We start from the raw sequence: 17,100 nt of genomic DNA, 5'->3' as shown, positions 1-17,100 counted from the left end.
TTAACGTTATCCAACGCACCTTAATCCTGATAGTCAGGTAGAGGGGGCGTGGACATTCCTCGCCTTACTCTGCATTTTGGAGTAACGCATGACAGCTGTAACCCAACAAGAAAAAACACCTTCGGCGAATTTTTCGCTGTTTCGTATCGCTTTTGCGGTTTTCCTGACCTATATGACGGTCGGTTTACCTTTGCCCGTTATTCCTCTGTTTGTGCACCAGGAGCTGGGCTATGGCAATACCATGGTCGGTATCGCTGTGGGCATCCAGTTTCTGGCAACGGTATTAACACGTGGTTATGCCGGTAGGTTAGCCGATCAGTATGGCGCCAAGCGCTCGGCGCTGCAGGGGATGTTTGCCTGTGCGCTGGCGGGTGCAGCGTGGTTGCTAGCGGCGCTTTTGCCCGTTTCCGTTCCGGTGAAGTTTGCGTTGTTGATTGTCGGACGTTTAATTCTCGGTTTTGGTGAAAGCCAACTGCTCACCGGCACGCTGACCTGGGGGCTTGGGCTGGTCGGGCCAACACGCTCCGGTAAGGTGATGTCGTGGAACGGAATGGCGATTTACGGCGCGCTGGCGGCCGGTGCACCGCTGGGGCTGCTGATCCACAGCCATTTTGGCTTCGCGGCGTTGGCAGGTACCACGATGGTATTACCGCTGTTGGCATGGGCGTTCAACGGTACCGTCCGTAAAGTCCCTGCCCATGCAGGAGAGCGTCCTTCCTTGTGGAGCGTGGTGGGGCTTATCTGGAAACCGGGTCTGGGCCTGGCGCTGCAGGGCGTTGGTTTTGCGGTAATCGGTACTTTTATTTCGCTCTACTTTGTCAGCAATGGCTGGACGATGGCAGGGTTTACCCTGACTGCGTTTGGTAGCGCGTTTGTGCTGATGCGTATTCTGTTTGGCTGGATGCCAGACAGGTTTGGCGGGGTGAAGGTCGCGGTTGTCTCTTTGCTGGTTGAAACTGCGGGCCTGATTTTACTGTGGCAGGCTCCATCCGCCTGGATTGCACTGCTGGGAGCCGCATTAACCGGTGCCGGGTGTTCGCTGATCTTCCCGGCGCTGGGCGTGGAGGTCGTGAAGCGAGTGCCTGCCCAGGTTCGTGGTACGGCTCTCGGCGGTTACGCCGCATTTCAGGATATCTCCTACGGCATAAGCGGTCCTGTCGCCGGGGTTCTGGCCACTGCGTACGGTTACTCCTCGGTATTCCTTGCCGGGGCGATTTCCGCTGTAGTGGGCATTTTCGTGACGCTGCTGACTCTGCGAAAAGGTTAAGCAAGCAACCAGAACAGGGCTAATGCTACCAGCAAGGCGACAAACATCAGCCCTGGTCGTGCCGACAGTGTTTTTACCGTTTCAATCACCGGCGCGAACGGGCTGAAAATGGGTTGAAGATGACGCGGATCGTTTAATTCCTGCTCCCGGTCACGTTCCACGCGGCGCAGGAAAATTTGATTCAGCAAGTCCTGCACTTGTACCGCTGTCAGGATCGTTTGCGGCTGGATCTGGTACGTTTGCTGCGCATACTCTTTTATGGTTGTTAGCTCATTTGGTTCCAGCGGCTGTTTTAGCGCCGCCTGCAGCGTTTGCAGCGTCGGCGCATTTTGCAGGCTGAGGGTCTGGCGCGCCTGCAGCCATGTCACCAGATGGGTGAACTGTTTTGCCGGGATCAGCTCGCCGCTTTTTACACCAGACAGTTCCAGCATGGACTGCCAGATCATTTTCCCCGACTCTCCCGTGGCGGCAGCCAGCTTAGTGACCAACTGATTCAACGTATTGTGCTCGGCGGGTAATAAAGGGCGATCGGTTGCCGGCCGCTGCTGCGGCTGCGGAATTGAAAGCTGCCCTTGTTGCAACAAGGTGAGAACGTTCTTCAACTGCTCAGGCGTGAGCTGGCTGAGCGCCGTTTGCCCGTACTGCTGACGGATAAAATCACTCACCGCCTGGCGGTTATTTCCCTGACTCAATAATTCAGTGAGCTGCGACAGAACCTGACGGTTAGCATGATTCTGCTGAGCAACCCCCAGACGCTGATTCAGGTTTTGCTCAGCGGCAGGGAAGTGACGTGACTGCAGCGGCGAATCGCTTTTAACGCCCAAATCGTGCTTCATTCCAGCCCACACCTCAGCGCTTTGCTGTTGGGTAAGCGAAATCAAACGGGTAATCAATCGTTCCAGCACGGTACGCTGCTGCGTGGACAGTGGCTGTTCACCGGCAACGGAAGGAGGGTTTTGGCCTTCACCGGGAGGGCGTGCGGGCATACCTGAAATGGGCTGCATCATCTCTGTTCCTTAAATCTGTGCTAACCAGGTCTCGCAGTATGCCTGGCGGCGAGATTATGGCACACTTGCCCGGTTAACTCTCGTTCTCAAACAGGTGAGAAAGACGTGAAAATCCTCGTTGATGAAAATATGCCCTATGCCCGCGAACTGTTCAGTCGTTTGGGGGAGGTCAAAGCGGTTCCCGGTCGCCCGATTCCCGTCGCAGAACTGGATGATGCGGATGCCTTAATGGTGCGCTCGGTGACGAAAGTAAACGCATCGCTACTCAGTGGAAAACCGGTAAAGTTTGTCGGTACGGCAACGGCAGGCACTGATCATGTGGATGATGCCTGGCTTGCGCAGTCAGGCATTGGTTTTTCAGCGGCTCCCGGCTGCAATGCGATTGCGGTAGTGGAATATGTCTTCTCTGCACTGCTGATGCTGGCTGAGCGCGATGGTTTTACGTTACGTGACCGTACGGTCGGTATTGTTGGTGTAGGTAATGTGGGAGGGCGTTTACAGGCGCGACTGGAAGCATTAGGGATCCGCACCTTGCTGTGCGATCCACCGCGTGCCGATCGGGGCGACGAAGGCGATTTCCGCGCACTGGAAGAACTGGTTGAACAAGCAGATGTGTTGACCTTCCACACGCCGTTGTTTAAAGACGGTCCGTACAAAACGCTGCATCTGGCCGATGAGGCGCTGATTAGCCGCCTGAAGCCCGGAACCATTCTGATTAATGCCTGCCGCGGACCGGTCGTGGATAATTCCGCCTTACTGAACCGACTCAACGCCGGGCAGTCGCTGAGCGTCGTGCTGGATGTCTGGGAAGGCGAGCCGGATCTGAATGTGGCGCTGCTGGAGAAAGCGGACATTGGTACGGCACACATTGCCGGCTATACCCTGGAAGGGAAAGCGCGTGGGACAACGCAGGTCTTTGAGGCCTATAGCAAATTTATTGGCCGTGAGCAGCACGTTGCATTGAATACGCTGTTGCCCGCACCGGAATTTGGCCGTATTACCTTGCATGGTCCGTTAGATCAGCCAACACTGAAAAGGCTGGTTCATTTAGTGTATGATGTGCGCCGCGACGATGCGCCACTGCGCAAAGTCGCTGGAATTCCGGGTGAATTTGATAAACTGCGCAAGAATTATCTTGAACGTCGCGAGTGGTCGTCTTTATACGTAATGTGTGACGACGCTGCTGCCGCAGCCCTGTTGTGTAAGCTGGGTTTTAACGCCGTTCATCATCCGGCACATTAATGTCTTCTTAATGCTCCCTGTTGAATAATACGACAGGGACGCTTATGTATTTCTGGAGTAAATCACCATGTCTGAAGGCTGGAATATTGCCATTCTGGGCGCAACGGGCGCCGTAGGCGAAGCCCTGCTCGATACGCTGGCTGAACGCCAGTTCCCGGTCGGTGAAATCTATGCGCTGGCACGTAATGAAAGTGCCGGTGAACACCTGCGTTTTAACGGTAAATCGGTCATTGTTCAGGATGTCGCTGACTTTGACTGGACCCAGGCACAGCTGGCATTTTTTGTTGCGGGAGTTGAAGCCACTGCGGCATGGGTGGAAGAAGCAACCAATGCCGGTTGTCTGGTGATTGACAGCAGTGGCCTGTTTGCGCTTGAACCTGACGTTCCGCTGGTCGTCCCGGGCGTTAACCCATTTGTACTGGCGGACTACCGCAATCGCAACGTTATCGCGGTGCCAAACAGCCTGACCAGTCAACTGCTTTCTGCGCTGAAACCGCTGATCGATGACGGTGGTCTTTCACGGATTACGGTAACCAACATTATCTCGGCTTCTGCCCACGGTAAAAAAGCGGTAGACGCGTTGGCCGGACAAAGTGCGAAATTGCTCAACGGGATCCCGATTGACGAGGATGACTTCTTTGGTCGCCAACTGGCGTTCAATATGCTGCCGCTGTTGCCCGATCGCGAAGGCAGTGTGCGCGAAGAACGTCGTATCGTCGATGAAGTCCGTAAAATTATGCAAGATGATGGTCTGTTGATTTCAGCCAGCATCGTGCAGTCACCGGTGTTCTACGGTCATGCGCAGATGGTGAATTTTGAAGCGCTGCGCCCGCTGGCTGCAGAAGAGGCGCGTGATGCCTTTTCTCGTGGTGAAGATATTGTTCTGTCAGAAGAGACCGATTTCCCGACCCAGGTTGGCGATGCGTCTGGTACACCGCACCTGTCAATTGGTTGCGTACATAACGACTATGGTATGCCGGAGCAGGTTCAGTTCTGGTCCGTGGCGGATAACGTGCGCTTTGGCGGCGCATTGATGGCAGTAAAAATTGCGGAAAAACTGGTGCAGGAGTACCTGTACTAATGTCTGACCTGCAACAGCCGTCAACGCATAAAATTGCGCTGGGCATTGAGTATGACGGCAGCAAGTATTATGGCTGGCAGCGCCAGAATGAAGTGCGCAGCGTTCAGGAAAAACTGGAAAAAGCGCTCTCTCAGGTTGCTAATGAACGCATCACTGTATTTTGTGCGGGCCGCACGGATGCAGGTGTTCATGGTACGGGACAGGTGGTGCATTTTGAAACCACCGCGCAACGTAAAGATGCGGCGTGGACGCTGGGGGTAAATGCGAATTTACCTGGTGACATTGCCGTGCGCTGGGTGAAAGCTGTACCGGATGATTTTCATGCCCGATTTAGCGCGACGGCTCGCCGTTATCGCTACATCATCTACAATCATCGGTTGCGCCCCGCCGTTTTGGGTAAAGGCGTGACACATTACTATGAGCCGCTGGATGCTGAGCGTATGCATCGTGCGGCTCAGTGCCTGATTGGCGAGAATGATTTTACCTCGTTTCGGGCAGTGCAGTGTCAGTCACGCACGCCGTGGCGTAATGTGATGCATATAAACGTTACGCGTTTCGGCACTTATGTGGTGGTGGATATTAAAGCGAATGCCTTTGTACATCATATGGTCAGGAATATTGTCGGCAGCCTGATGGAAGTAGGCGCCCACAACCAGCCGGAGAGCTGGATTGCAGAACTGTTAGCAGCAAAGGACAGAACGTTAGCAGCAGCAACGGCGAAGGCGGAAGGTCTGTATCTGGTCGCGGTGGATTACCCTGACCGATTTGATCTGCCAAAACCGCCAATGGGCCCGCTATTTCTGGCGGACTAATTTGAGTCGTATAAAGGCATAATTATGGATCTGATTTACTTTCTCATCGATTTTATCCTGCACATTGATGTGCACCTGGCGGAGCTGGTCGCGGAATACGGTATCTGGGTATACGCTATTCTGTTTTTGATTCTGTTCTGTGAAACGGGACTGGTGGTCACGCCGTTCCTGCCAGGAGATTCGCTGCTGTTTGTCGCCGGTGCACTTTCTGCACTGCCAACGAACGATCTTAATGTCCATCTGATGGTGGCGTTAATGATAGTGGCGGCCATTGTGGGCGATGCGGTGAACTACACCATCGGGCGGTTGTTTGGCGAGAAGCTCTTCAGCAACCCAAATTCCAAAATTTTCCGCCGCAGTTATCTGGATAAAACCCATGCGTTCTATGAGCGTCATGGCGGCAAAACGATTATTTTGGCACGTTTCGTCCCTATTGTGCGTACATTTGCACCGTTTGTTGCGGGTATGGGACACATGTCCTACCGTCATTTTGCGATGTATAACGTTGTTGGCGCGTTGCTGTGGGTATTGCTGTTCACCTATGCAGGCTACTTGTTTGGCGATCTGCCGATTGTTCAGGAAAACCTGAAATTACTGATTGTGGCGATTATCGTCCTCTCGGTATTGCCTGGCGTAATTGAAGTTATTCGCCACAAGCGCGCTGCGTCACGTGCTGCAAAATAGAAAGTAACTCAGCGGTTCGACCACTTTTTTATCCAAAGTTTCGGGCTGTTATGTTTTAATGTGCAACATTCATGGTCTGTTTGGGGCAAAAATGGCATTATGCGCCCCTTATAACAAAGCTGACTAGGGTTCAGGCAGAAAGGTCACCAATGAGCTGGATTGAACGAATTAAAAGCAACATTACTCCCACCCGCAAGGCAAGCATTCCTGAAGGGGTGTGGACCAAGTGTGATAGCTGCGGTCAGGTTTTATACCGTGCTGAGCTGGAACGTAATCTTGAGGTCTGTCCGAAGTGTGACCATCACATGCGCATGTCGGCGCGTAATCGCCTGCATAGCCTGTTAGATGAAGGTTCTCTTGTGGAACTGGGTAGCGAGCTTGAGCCGAAAGATGTGCTGAAGTTTCGTGATTCCAAAAAATACAAAGACAGACTGGCTTCTGCGCAAAAAGAAACCGGTGAGAAAGACGCGCTGGTGGTAATGAAGGGTACGCTTCACGGCATGCCGGTCGTTGCAGCTGCATTCGAGTTCGCTTTTATGGGCGGCTCCATGGGCTCTGTCGTCGGCGCGCGTTTCGTCCGTGCGGTTGAACAGGCGCTGGAAGACAACTGCCCGCTGATCTGCTTCTCCGCGTCTGGCGGAGCGCGTATGCAGGAAGCGCTGATGTCACTGATGCAGATGGCAAAAACATCTGCGGCGCTGGCAAAAATGCAGGAACGCGGTTTACCGTACATTTCCGTACTGACTGACCCTACCATGGGCGGTGTTTCTGCAAGCTTCGCGATGCTGGGCGATCTCAACATTGCTGAGCCGAAAGCGCTGATCGGCTTTGCAGGTCCGCGTGTTATCGAGCAGACAGTACGTGAGAAACTGCCGCCGGGATTCCAGCGTAGTGAATTCCTGATTGAAAAAGGCGCTATCGATATGATCGTACGCCGCCCGGAAATGCGTCTGAAACTGGCAAGTGTTCTGGCGAAGCTGATGAATCTGCCCGCGCCGAATCCGGATGAACCACGTGAAGGTGAGGTGGTACCTCCGGTACCCGATCAGGAATCAGAGGCCTGATAACTGAAAAGGGCAGGGCCACAGGCGCTGCCCTTTTGCTTTTCTCAACGTAACGAATCTACAGGCATCATGGACAATAAACGTATTCCCCAAGCCACGTCGCCCCTGGCCTCGTGGCTTTCTTATCTGGAAAACCTGCACAGTAAAACCATCGATTTAGGTCTTGAACGCGTGAGTCTGGTGGCGCAAAAACTGGGCGTATTAAAACCTGCGCCGTTTGTTTTTACCGTCGCGGGAACCAACGGTAAAGGCACGACTTGCCGAACGCTGGAGTCCGTGCTCACCGCGGCCGGATATAAAGTTGGTGTATACAGTTCTCCTCACCTGGTGCGCTACACAGAACGTGTCCGCGTGCAGGGGGGCGAGTTGCCGGAATCTGCGCATACCGCTTCGTTTGCAGAGATTGAAGCGGCGCGCGGCGATATTTCCCTGACCTACTTTGAATACGGCACACTGTCAGCATTGTGGCTGTTTAAACAGGCGCAGCTTGATGTGGTGATTCTGGAAGTGGGTTTAGGCGGCCGTCTTGACGCAACCAATATCGTCGATTCCGATGTCGCGGTGGTCACCAGCATTGCGCTTGACCATACTGACTGGCTGGGGCCCGATCGCGAAAGCATTGGCCGCGAGAAGGCGGGTATCTTCCGTGCAGAGAAACCGGCTATTGTCGGTGAACCGGAAATGCCCTATACCATCGCGGATGTGGCGCAAGAGACAGGGGCGATACTGCAGCGCCGTGGTGTGGACTGGCGCTATTCGGCTACAGAGAACGACTGGTCATTCACTGATAGCCACGGTACGCTGACGCAACTGCCGTTACCGCAGGTCCCGCAACCTAACGCCGCAACCGCACTGGCAGCACTGAGAGCCAGCGGACTTAACGTCAGCGAGCAGGCGATTCGTGAAGGTATCGAGCAGGCTATTTTACCGGGGCGTTTTCAGATTGTGAGCGAGTCACCGCGGGTGATTTTTGATGTTGCTCATAATCCGCATGCGGCAGAATATTTGACTGAACGTCTGAAAAAGTTAGTGAAAAGTGGGCGCGTACTTGCGGTTATCGGTATGCTACATGATAAAGACATTGCCGGTACGTTAGCCTGGTTGAAAAGCGTGGTTGACGATTGGTATTGTGCGCCTCTGGAAGGCCCGCGTGGCGCAACGGCAGAACAACTGCTGGAGCACTTGGGTAATGGCGAAGCCTATGACAGCGTGGCTCAGGCATGGCTTGCGGCCCTGGCCGCGGCAAAACCAGAAGATACCGTGTTGGTGTGTGGATCGTTTCACACTGTCGCACATGTCATGGAAGTACTAGACGTGGGGAGAAGCGGTGGCGAGTAAGTTTCAGAATCGATTAGTTGGCACGATTGTGCTGGTCGCGCTTGGGGTGATTGTGCTTCCCGGGCTGCTCGACGGGCAGAAAAAACATTATCAGGATGAGTTTGCGGCGATCCCGCTGGTACCAAAACCTGGCGATCGCGATGAACCGGACATGATGCCTGCGGCGACGCAGGCACTGCCAACGCAACCGCCGGAAGGTGCCGCAGAAGAGGTACGTGCCGGTGATGCGGCCGCGCCGTCGTTGGATCCATCGCGTTTGACGGCAGCAAACAACGCAGAGTTCGATCCTATCCCTGCGCCTGTGGAGCCACCAAAACCTAAACCGAAGCCGCAACCTGTTGCTGCTGCTCCGGCGCCCGTTCCAGCACCCGCACCGAAACCGGTCGTCGAAGACGCGCCGGCACCAACCGGGAAAGCCTACGTTGTGCAGCTTGGTGCGTTGAAAAATGCGGATAAGGTCAATGAGATTGTCGGTAAGTTACGTGGTGCGGGCTTCCGGGTATATACTTCCCCGTCAACGCCGGTACAGGGTAAAATAACCCGAATTCTCGTTGGGCCTGATGCGTCCAGAGATAAGCTGAAAAACTCGCTGGGGGAACTGCAGAAAATCTCCGGCCTGAGTGGGGTTGTGATGGGGTATACCCCTAATTAAGGGGCTGTCTCATGTCGGTCGGATACGGTATTAACACCGCTATCCGGCAGTGCCCGAAGAGGCATAAAACCGTATGGCGTTGAAGATTTTTTCAGCGCCATTTTTATTTACGCGTGGAAAGGAAATCCCTACGCAAACGTTTTCTTTTTCTGTTAGAATGCGCCCCGAACAGGACGACAGGGCGTAAAATCGTGGGACACTTATGGTCTGGATTGATTACGCCATTATCGCGGTGATTGGTTTTTCCTGTCTGGTTAGCCTGATCCGTGGCTTTGTACGTGAAGCATTATCGTTGGTGACTTGGGGTTGTGCTTTCTTTGTCGCCAGCCATTACTACACTTACCTGTCTGTCTGGTTTACGGGCTTTGAAGACGAACTGGTTCGGAATGGGATTGCTATCGCGATACTGTTTATCGCGACACTTATCGTCGGCGCTATCGTTAACTTTGTGATAGGCCAGCTGGTGGAGAAAACAGGCCTGTCGGGTACTGACAGGGTGTTGGGGATCTGCTTCGGTGCTCTGAGAGGGGCGTTGATCGTCGCCGCCATATTGTTCTTTCTCGATACATTTACCGGTCTGTCGAAAAGTGAAGACTGGAGTAAGTCGCAGCTGATCCCGCAGTTCAGTTTCATCATCAGATGGTTCTTTGACTATCTGCAAAGCTCGTCAAGTTTCTTGCCCAAAGTATAAACTTTGGGTCGTTGCTGAACGAGGAAAAGACGTATGTGCGGTATTGTCGGTATCGCCGGTGTTATGCCGGTAAACCAGTCGATTTATGACGCGTTAACGGTGCTCCAGCACCGTGGTCAGGATGCCGCAGGCATCATCACCATTGATGCCAATAACTGCTTCCGTTTGCGTAAAGCAAACGGAATGGTGAGCGATATTTTTGAAGCGCGCCATATGCAGCGTTTGCAGGGCAATATGGGCATCGGTCATGTGCGTTACCCAACGGCTGGCAGCTCCAGCGCCTCCGAAGCTCAACCTTTTTATGTCAACTCACCGTATGGCATCACGCTTGCCCACAACGGCAACCTGACCAACGCGCATGAGCTGCGTAAAAAGCTGTTCGAAGAAAAGCGCCGTCACATCAATACCACTTCTGATTCAGAAATTCTGCTGAATATTTTCGCCAGCGAGCTGGATAACTTCCGCCATTATCCGCTGGAAGCCGACAATATTTTTGCCGCGATTGCAGCGACCAACCGTCAGATCCGTGGTGCCTATGCCTGTGTGGCGATGATTATCGGTCACGGTATGGTGGCGTTTCGCGATCCTAATGGTATCCGCCCGCTGGTGCTGGGCAAACGCGATATCGGCGACGGCCGTACCGAGTACATGGTGGCGTCTGAGAGCGTGGCGCTGGATACGCTGGGCTTTGAATTCCTGCGTGATGTTGCTCCTGGTGAAGCGGTGTATATTACCGAAAAAGGCCAGTTGTTTACCCGCCAGTGTGCCGATAATCCGGTCAGCAACCCATGCCTGTTTGAATATGTTTACTTCGCGCGTCCTGACTCCTTCATCGACAAGATTTCCGTCTACAGCGCCCGTGTGAATATGGGAACAAAGCTTGGCGAAAAAATTGCCCGTGAGTGGGAAGACCTGGATATCGACGTGGTGATCCCCATTCCTGAAACCTCTTGTGATATCGCGCTGGAAATTGCCCGGATCCTCGGTAAGCCATATCGTCAGGGGTTTGTGAAAAACCGCTATGTGGGGCGTACCTTTATCATGCCGGGTCAGCAGCTGCGCCGTAAATCCGTGCGCCGTAAGCTGAATGCCAACCGCGCTGAGTTCCGTGATAAAAATGTACTGCTGGTTGATGATTCCATCGTGCGTGGAACGACTTCAGAACAGATTATCGAAATGGCGCGTGAAGCTGGCGCGAAGAAGGTTTATCTGGCCTCTGCCGCACCGGAGATTCGCTTCCCTAACGTTTATGGCATTGACATGCCAACAGCGACGGAGCTGATTGCTCATGGTCGTGAAGTAGACGAGATCCGCCAAATCATTGGCGCGGATGGGCTCATCTTCCAGGATCTGAACGATCTGATCGATGCTGTGCGTGCTGAGAACCCGGATATTCAGCAGTTTGAATGCTCCGTGTTTAATGGCGTCTATGTCACTAAAGATGTTGACCAGCAGTATCTCGATTTCCTGGACTCTTTGCGTAATGACGATGCCAAAGCGGTATTGCGCCAGAACGAAGCGGAAAATCTTGAGATGCACAACGAAGGTTAACGTTTGATCGCAAGCAAGGGGCAACCTGCACCCTTGCTTGCAACTCACCGTAAATTCCTGCAAAGTCGGCCCTGAGCAAGCAAGGGCGATTAAACATGAAACGACTCATCATTGGTATTTCTGGCGCAAGCGGGGCAATTTACGGCGTGCGCCTGCTGCAGGTTTTGCGTGACGTTACCGATGTGGAAACCCATCTGGTGATGAGTCAGGCGGCGCGACAGACGCTGGCGCTGGAAACGGACCTTTCTGTGCGTGACGTACAGGCGCTGGCGAATGTGACACACGATACGCGTGATATTGCCGCCAGCATTTCATCTGGCTCTTTCCAGACGGCGGGAATGGTTATCCTGCCATGCTCAATTAAAACGCTTTCAGGTATTGTTCACAGCTACACAGATGGACTGCTTACCCGTGCGGCAGATGTGGTGCTGAAAGAACGCCGTCCGCTGGTGCTGTGTGTACGTGAGACTCCGCTGCATCTCGGGCACTTGCGTCTGATGACTCAGGCGGCAGAAATTGGCGCGGTGATTATGCCACCCGTTCCCGCCTTCTATCATCGGCCACAGACGCTTGATGATGTGATTAATCAAACGGTTAATCGCGTACTTGATCAGTTTGATATCACTCTTCCGCAGGACCTGTTCACTCGCTGGCAAGGGGCGTAAGCCGTTCCATCAGCGTGCAAAGAAACATCCGTTGCCCTGTTTCAGGGCAATTTTGTAACCGCGATCATATCCTCAACATTTAATTCGTTAAAACGCAACGAAACGCTGCGGTTCAACCGTCAGACCTGCTATCTTCAAAATCAGGACAATATTGCAACGTTTTATTAACATATTTAACGTCGAATATCCTCATCGATGCGAAAATGGCATAAGACCTGCATGAAAAAGTCTGCAAACACACAACACAACGTAAAACATAATAAAATTACGCCACTTGAGGGTTATGTATGAAGAAGACGGTTCTTGCTTTGTCTTTGCTGGTAGGACTCTCCGCCACCGCGGCCAGCTACGCAGCACTTCCGCAGACGGTTCGTATTGGTACAGATACAACGTACGCTCCTTTTTCCTCTAAAGATGCCAAAGGCGATTTTGTCGGTTTTGATATCGATCTGGGAAATGAGATGTGTAAACGTATGCAGATCAAATGTACCTGGGTCGCCAGTGATTTTGATGCGCTGATCCCGTCGCTGAAAGCGAAAAAAATTGATGCCATCATCTCTTCGCTTTCCATCACCGAGAAACGCCAGCAAGAAATTGCTTTCTCAAACAAACTTTACGCAGCAGATTCACGTCTGATCGCGGCGAAAGGCTCCCCAATTCAACCGACTCTGGATTCACTCAAGGGTAAACATGTTGGCGTACTGCAAGGTTCGACGCAGGAAGCCTATGCCAATGATAACTGGCGCAGCAAAGGCGTGGATGTTGTGGCCTATGCGAACCAGGATCTGATCTATTCTGACTTGACGGCGGGCCGTCTGGATGCGGCATTGCAGGACGAAGTCGCAGCCAGCGAAGGTTTCCTGAAACAACCTGCAGGTAAAGATTACGCGTTTGCCGGTCCTTCAGTAAAAGATAAAAAATACTTTGGCGACGGGACCGGGATTGGTTTACGCAAAGACGATGTCGAGCTGAAAGCGGCGTTTGATAAAGCGCTGGGCGAACTGCGTAAAGATGGTACCTACGACAAAATGGCGAGTAAGTATTTTAACTTTAATGTCTACGGCGATTGATACGCTGAAACGGGGAATTAACTGCACCATAGGGGTTAACCATTACGGTGCATAATGATTTCAGTGCACTGTTTTGGTGCTTTTATCGTGGTCTTAATAAGCATGATTGCATACTTAAGCGCTTTTCATGCAAATAAATACCGCTGACAAGGTAGAATGCTTTGCCTTGTCGGCCTGATTAATGGCACGATAACTGCACCTGGTCCTGTAAAGATCCCCTATAAAAGACAGTCTGTTGAGGATAGTTATGAAAAAACTGGTGTTGTCTCTTTCTCTGGTTCTGGCTTTCTCCAGTGCTACCGCAGCATTTGCGGCCATCCCGCAAAAAATTCGTATCGGTACAGATCCTACTTATGCACCGTTCGAATCGAAAAATGCACAGGGTGAATTGGTCGGTTTTGATATCGATCTGGCTAAAGAGCTCTGCAAACGCATCAATACACAATGTACCTTCGTGGAAAACCCGCTGGATGCGCTGATCCCTTCGTTAAAAGCGAAGAAGATCGATGCCATCATATCGTCGCTTTCCATTACTGAAAAACGTCAGCAAGAGATTGCCTTTACCGACAAGCTTTATGCAGCAGACTCTCGTCTGGTGGTTGCTAAAGATTCCGCTATTCAGCCGACCATCGAGTCTCTGAAAGGTAAGCGTGTCGGTGTGCTGCAGGGCACGACTCAGGAAACGTTCGGTAACGAACACTGGGCGCCAAAAGGCATTGAAATCGTCTCTTATCAGGGGCAAGACAATATCTATTCTGACCTGACTGCCGGGCGTATTGATGCCGCATTCCAGGATGAAGTCGCGGCCAGCGAAGGCTTCCTGAAGCAGCCAGTAGGTAAAGATTACAAATTCGGCGGCCCGTCAGTGAAAGACGAGAAACTGTTCGGCGTCGGTACCGGTATGGGGCTGCGCAAAGACGATAATGAACTGCGCGAAGCACTGAATAAAGCATTTGCAGAGATGCGTGCTGACGGTACTTACGAGAAGCTGGCGAAAAAGTATTTCGATTTTGATGTTTACGGCGGTTAATCACCGCAGGTGCTGATAAAGCCCGTAGATTTTTAACGCGTTGAATTTATGCCTGATGGCGCTGCGCTTATCAGGCCTACGGTGATTGTGTAGGCCGAATAAGGCAAAGCCGCCATCCGGCATTTAACGGTTAGTCTGAAATCAAAAGAGGCTTATTACTCCACCACACACGACAGGACAGGCAGCATGTTGTATGGCTTTTCAGGTGTTATTTTACAGGGCGCGATTGTTACGCTGGAGCTGGCTCTCAGCTCGGTAGTGCTGGCGGTCATGATAGGCCTTGTTGGCGCGGCAGCGAAGCTTTCGCAAAACCGGGCAATGGAGCTTATTTTCGAAGGGTACACCACGCTTATCCGCGGGGTTCCCGATCTCGTCTTAATGCTGCTCATTTTCTACGGATTACAAATCGCGCTGAATACGATTACCGACGCAGTGGGTATCAGTCAGATTGATATCGATCCGATGGTTGCAGGGATTATTACGCTCGGATTTATCTACGGAGCCTATTTTACGGAAACCTTCCGTGGCGCGTTTATGGCAGTACCGAAAGGTCATATTGAAGCGGCGACGGCATTCGGTTTTACCCGTTCGCAAATTTTTCGCCGCATTATGTTTCCGGCAATGATGCGCTTTGCCTTGCCGGGGATTGGCAACAACTGGCAGGTTATTCTGAAGGCCACGGCGCTGGTGTCACTGCTTGGACTTGAAGATGTGGTGAAAGCCACTCAGCTTGCCGGAAAAAGCACCTGGGAGCCGTTCTATTTTGCCGTGGTATGTGGGGTCATCTATCTGGTGTTTACCACCGTGTCTAATGGTGTGCTGCTGTACCTTGAGCGCCGCTACTCCGTGGGTGTGAAGAGGGCTGACCTGTGATTGAAATTATTCAGGAGTACTGGAAATCCCTGTTGTGGACTGACGGCTATCGCTTTACCGGCGTGGCGATCACATTGTGGTTGCTGATCTCATCGGTGGTGATGGGCGGGATTCTGGCACTGTTTTTGGCGATTGGTCGTGTATCAAGCAATAAATTTATCCAGTTTCCTATCTGGTTGTTCACCTATATTTTTCGTGGAACGCCGCTGTATGTTCAGTTGTTGGTGTTTTATTCCGGCATGTATACGCTGGAGATTGTGAAAGGGACAGATTTTCTCAACGCGTTTTTCCGCAGCGGGCTGAACTGTACCGTACTGGCGCTGACGCTGAATACCTGTGCCTACACGACGGAGATTTTTGCCGGGGCCATCCGTTCCGTGCCGCATGGCGAGATTGAAGCCGCACGAGCTTACGGTTTCTCTTCCTTCAAACTGTACCGCTGCATTATCTTGCCTTCCGCACTGCGTATCGCGTTACCGGCATACAGCAACGAAGTCATTTTAATGCTGCATTCCACGGCGCTGGCGTTTACTGCGACGGTGCCGGATTTGTTGAAAATCGCCCGTGACATCAACTCGGCAACCTACCAGCCATTTACCGCATTCGGTATTGCCGCTGTACTGTATTTGATGATTTCGTATGTCCTGATCAGTTTGTTCCGTAAAGCGGAAAAACGCTGGTTGCAGCATGTATCCTCTAAATAGTTCGAGTAACACGATGCCTGAGAATAAATTAAACGTTATCGATTTACATAAGCACTACGGCGAACATGAAGTGCTGAAAGGGGTATCGCTGCAGGCCAATGCGGGTGATGTTATCAGCATTATTGGTTCGTCAGGTTCAGGTAAAAGTACCTTCCTGCGCTGCATTAACTTTCTGGAAAAACCGAGCGCCGGAACGATTGTGGTTAGCGGTCAGAATATTGGTCTGGTACGCGACAAAGACGGTCAGTTGAAGGTTGCAGATAAAAATCAGCTGCGTCTGTTACGTACGCGACTGACGATGGTTTTTCAGCACTTCAACCTGTGGAGTCACATGACGGTGCTGGAAAACGTCATGGAAGCACCTATCCAGGTGCTGGGGCTGAGCAAGCATGAAGCCCGCGAGCGTGCGGTGAAGTATCTGGCCAAAGTCGGTATTGATGAGCGCGCGCAGGGGAAATACCCGGTGCATCTGTCCGGCGGTCAGCAGCAGCGTGTGTCAATTGCCCGTGCGCTGGCGATGGAGCCGGAAGTTCTGCTGTTTGATGAACCCACCTCGGCGCTAGACCCAGAGCTGGTCGGCGAAGTGCTGCGCATCATGCAACAACTGGCTGAGGAAGGGAAAACCATGGTGGTCGTGACGCATGAAATGGGGTTTGCCCGCCACGTTTCCTCACACGTTATTTTCCTGCATCAGGGAAAAATAGAAGAAGAGGGCAATCCGGAGCAGGTGTTCGGGAACCCACAAAGCCCGCGTTTACAGCAGTTCCTTAAAGGATCGCTGAAGTAATTGAGTTGCCCGGAGGCACTACGCTTGCCGGGCCTACCGTTTTAACGCGCTGTACTCCAGACGATAAACCCAGTCGTCATGCGCTATGCCGTTCACTTCATAGGCTTTTTCAAGCACCTGAGTGCGTGTAAATCCTGTTTTTTCCAGAATGCGTATCGATCCGGTATTCCCAGCTAATACATAGGCATTTATCGCCGTTACGCCAGCCTGTTGAAAGGCATAATCGCACACGGCACGTACGGCTTCGCTGGCAATACCTTTTCCTTGCGCCCGCGGCGTGATGGCATAGCCAATATCCGCTTCCTGAGGATAAAGATGGCTTATCTGTAAGCCAATATCACCCAGTTGCGCCGTGTTGTTGTGCTCACGGATAACAAAGGTATGTCGAGCGGAAAGGCGTCTGGCGAAGAGCAGGCGAGTATCTTTGGTTGGGGCGATATCCCCCATGAAACGCATGACGTCAGGATTTTCTCGTAGCCGCTGGAAAAAAGGCCAGTCAGCGAGTTGGTACAAAGAGAGGGTAAGTCGGGGTGTTGATATTATCGCCATAACGTCGCCATCGTGGTATTCGGTTTTTTAACC

Annotated in this window: 18 protein-coding genes; 16 read left to right on the top strand and 2 right to left on the bottom strand. The window is 52.3% G+C overall.

The features are described from left to right. Window positions 1-88 precede the first annotated feature (88 nt). Entirely contained in the window at window positions 89-1,267 is a 1,179-nt protein-coding gene (locus NNO08_RS03680; protein ID WP_271440236.1) for an MFS transporter, read from the top strand. Here the strand turns inward: NNO08_RS03680 and flk are convergent. Then, complete coding sequence (gene flk, locus NNO08_RS03675; RefSeq protein ID WP_271456252.1) at window positions 1,264-2,271, bottom strand: flagella biosynthesis regulator Flk; 1,008 nt, start codon at window positions 2,269-2,271, stop codon at window positions 1,264-1,266. The genes NNO08_RS03680 and flk overlap by 4 nt on opposite strands. A 108-nt stretch (window positions 2,272-2,379) precedes the next feature. On the opposite strand from flk, the gene pdxB reads away from it, so the two are divergent. From pdxB to hisP, 15 genes are all read left to right on the top strand, one after another. Then, window positions 2,380-3,516 (top strand): 4-phosphoerythronate dehydrogenase PdxB, encoded by a 1,137-nt coding sequence (gene pdxB, locus NNO08_RS03670; RefSeq protein ID WP_271456209.1) that lies wholly within the window; start codon window positions 2,380-2,382, stop codon window positions 3,514-3,516. A gap of 67 nt (window positions 3,517-3,583) precedes the next feature. Beyond that, window positions 3,584-4,597 (top strand): aspartate-semialdehyde dehydrogenase, encoded by a 1,014-nt coding sequence (locus NNO08_RS03665; RefSeq protein WP_271456208.1) that lies wholly within the window; start codon window positions 3,584-3,586, stop codon window positions 4,595-4,597. After that, the gene (truA, locus tag NNO08_RS03660) at window positions 4,597-5,409 is read left to right on the top strand and encodes a tRNA pseudouridine(38-40) synthase TruA (protein ID WP_271454958.1); all 813 of its coding nucleotides are present in this window, start codon (window positions 4,597-4,599) and stop codon (window positions 5,407-5,409) included. Before NNO08_RS03665 ends, truA begins: the two co-directional genes overlap by 1 nt. Window positions 5,410-5,433: 24 nt before the next feature. Then, window positions 5,434-6,093, top strand: coding sequence for a DedA family protein (locus NNO08_RS03655; protein WP_003028140.1), 660 nt, complete (start codon window positions 5,434-5,436; stop codon window positions 6,091-6,093). Between the two features lie 149 nt (window positions 6,094-6,242). Beyond that, a complete protein-coding gene (gene accD, locus NNO08_RS03650) occupies window positions 6,243-7,157 on the top strand; it encodes an acetyl-CoA carboxylase, carboxyltransferase subunit beta (protein ID WP_137384179.1) in 915 nt (304 codons plus the stop codon). Window positions 7,158-7,226: 69 nt separating this feature from the next. Continuing rightward, window positions 7,227-8,495: a bifunctional tetrahydrofolate synthase/dihydrofolate synthase gene (folC, locus tag NNO08_RS03645; protein WP_271456207.1), complete on the top strand. Its 1,269-nt coding sequence runs from the start codon at window positions 7,227-7,229 to the stop codon at window positions 8,493-8,495. Next, window positions 8,485-9,147, top strand: coding sequence for a cell division protein DedD (dedD, locus tag NNO08_RS03640; protein WP_271440241.1), 663 nt, complete (start codon window positions 8,485-8,487; stop codon window positions 9,145-9,147). The genes folC and dedD overlap by 11 nt, the downstream gene beginning before the upstream one ends. 202 nt (window positions 9,148-9,349) lie before the next feature. Beyond that, window positions 9,350-9,838 (top strand): colicin V production protein, encoded by a 489-nt coding sequence (gene cvpA, locus NNO08_RS03635; protein WP_005129678.1) that lies wholly within the window; start codon window positions 9,350-9,352, stop codon window positions 9,836-9,838. A gap of 33 nt (window positions 9,839-9,871) precedes the next feature. Then, a complete protein-coding gene (purF, locus tag NNO08_RS03630; protein ID WP_137384176.1) occupies window positions 9,872-11,389 on the top strand; it encodes an amidophosphoribosyltransferase in 1,518 nt (505 codons plus the stop codon). Window positions 11,390-11,484: 95 nt separating this feature from the next. Continuing rightward, window positions 11,485-12,054, top strand: coding sequence for a UbiX family flavin prenyltransferase (locus NNO08_RS03625; RefSeq protein ID WP_271456206.1), 570 nt, complete (start codon window positions 11,485-11,487; stop codon window positions 12,052-12,054). Between the two features lie 287 nt (window positions 12,055-12,341). After that, a complete protein-coding gene (argT, locus tag NNO08_RS03620; protein WP_271440243.1) occupies window positions 12,342-13,124 on the top strand; it encodes a lysine/arginine/ornithine ABC transporter substrate-binding protein ArgT in 783 nt (260 codons plus the stop codon). Window positions 13,125-13,371: 247 nt separating this feature from the next. After that, window positions 13,372-14,154, top strand: a complete 783-nt coding sequence (gene hisJ / locus NNO08_RS03615; protein WP_271456205.1) for a histidine ABC transporter substrate-binding protein HisJ — start codon at window positions 13,372-13,374, stop codon at window positions 14,152-14,154. A 186-nt stretch (window positions 14,155-14,340) separates the two neighbouring features. After that, on the top strand, window positions 14,341-15,027 hold the full coding sequence (locus NNO08_RS03610) for a histidine ABC transporter permease HisQ (RefSeq protein ID WP_271440244.1): 687 nt from the start codon (window positions 14,341-14,343) through the stop codon (window positions 15,025-15,027). Continuing rightward, the gene (gene hisM / locus NNO08_RS03605; protein WP_271440245.1) at window positions 15,024-15,731 is read left to right on the top strand and encodes a histidine ABC transporter permease HisM; all 708 of its coding nucleotides are present in this window, start codon (window positions 15,024-15,026) and stop codon (window positions 15,729-15,731) included. The genes NNO08_RS03610 and hisM overlap by 4 nt, the downstream gene beginning before the upstream one ends. A gap of 13 nt (window positions 15,732-15,744) precedes the next feature. Then, window positions 15,745-16,518, top strand: coding sequence for a histidine ABC transporter ATP-binding protein HisP (gene hisP, locus NNO08_RS03600; RefSeq protein WP_271440246.1), 774 nt, complete (start codon window positions 15,745-15,747; stop codon window positions 16,516-16,518). A 33-nt stretch (window positions 16,519-16,551) separates the two neighbouring features. Here hisP and NNO08_RS03595 read toward each other — a convergent pair whose 3' ends face one another. Continuing rightward, complete coding sequence (locus tag NNO08_RS03595) at window positions 16,552-17,067, bottom strand: GNAT family N-acetyltransferase (protein ID WP_271440247.1); 516 nt, start codon at window positions 17,065-17,067, stop codon at window positions 16,552-16,554. Window positions 17,068-17,100: the final 33 nt, after the last annotated feature.

Source organism: Citrobacter sp. Igbk 17, from assembly GCF_028069775.1.
In the GTDB taxonomy this organism is placed as follows: domain Bacteria; phylum Pseudomonadota; class Gammaproteobacteria; order Enterobacterales; family Enterobacteriaceae; genus Citrobacter.
The sequence above is the reverse complement of the archived record's forward strand: the minus strand, read 5'-3'. Positions and strand labels throughout refer to the sequence as shown.

Excerpts from the sequence above, each read along its gene's own strand:
- NNO08_RS03610 (WP_271440244.1), top strand. The coding sequence starts at position 14,341 with ATGTTGTATGGCTTTTCAGGTGTTATTTTACAGGGCGCGATTGTTACG.
- NNO08_RS03625 (WP_271456206.1), top strand. The coding sequence starts at position 11,485 with ATGAAACGACTCATCATTGGTATTTCTGGCGCAAGCGGGGCAATTTAC.
- cvpA (WP_005129678.1), top strand. The coding sequence starts at position 9,350 with ATGGTCTGGATTGATTACGCCATTATCGCGGTGATTGGTTTTTCCTGT.
- truA (WP_271454958.1), top strand. The coding sequence starts at position 4,597 with ATGTCTGACCTGCAACAGCCGTCAACGCATAAAATTGCGCTGGGCATT.
- NNO08_RS03680 (WP_271440236.1), top strand. The coding sequence starts at position 89 with ATGACAGCTGTAACCCAACAAGAAAAAACACCTTCGGCGAATTTTTCG.
- folC (WP_271456207.1), top strand. The coding sequence starts at position 7,227 with ATGGACAATAAACGTATTCCCCAAGCCACGTCGCCCCTGGCCTCGTGG.
- NNO08_RS03655 (WP_003028140.1), top strand. The coding sequence starts at position 5,434 with ATGGATCTGATTTACTTTCTCATCGATTTTATCCTGCACATTGATGTG.
- NNO08_RS03595 (WP_271440247.1), bottom strand. The coding sequence starts at position 17,067 with ATGGCGATAATATCAACACCCCGACTTACCCTCTCTTTGTACCAACTC.
- argT (WP_271440243.1), top strand. The coding sequence starts at position 12,342 with ATGAAGAAGACGGTTCTTGCTTTGTCTTTGCTGGTAGGACTCTCCGCC.
- purF (WP_137384176.1), top strand. The coding sequence starts at position 9,872 with ATGTGCGGTATTGTCGGTATCGCCGGTGTTATGCCGGTAAACCAGTCG.
- accD (WP_137384179.1), top strand. The coding sequence starts at position 6,243 with ATGAGCTGGATTGAACGAATTAAAAGCAACATTACTCCCACCCGCAAG.
- NNO08_RS03665 (WP_271456208.1), top strand. The coding sequence starts at position 3,584 with ATGTCTGAAGGCTGGAATATTGCCATTCTGGGCGCAACGGGCGCCGTA.
- hisP (WP_271440246.1), top strand. The coding sequence starts at position 15,745 with ATGCCTGAGAATAAATTAAACGTTATCGATTTACATAAGCACTACGGC.
- flk (WP_271456252.1), bottom strand. The coding sequence starts at position 2,271 with ATGCAGCCCATTTCAGGTATGCCCGCACGCCCTCCCGGTGAAGGCCAA.
- hisJ (WP_271456205.1), top strand. The coding sequence starts at position 13,372 with ATGAAAAAACTGGTGTTGTCTCTTTCTCTGGTTCTGGCTTTCTCCAGT.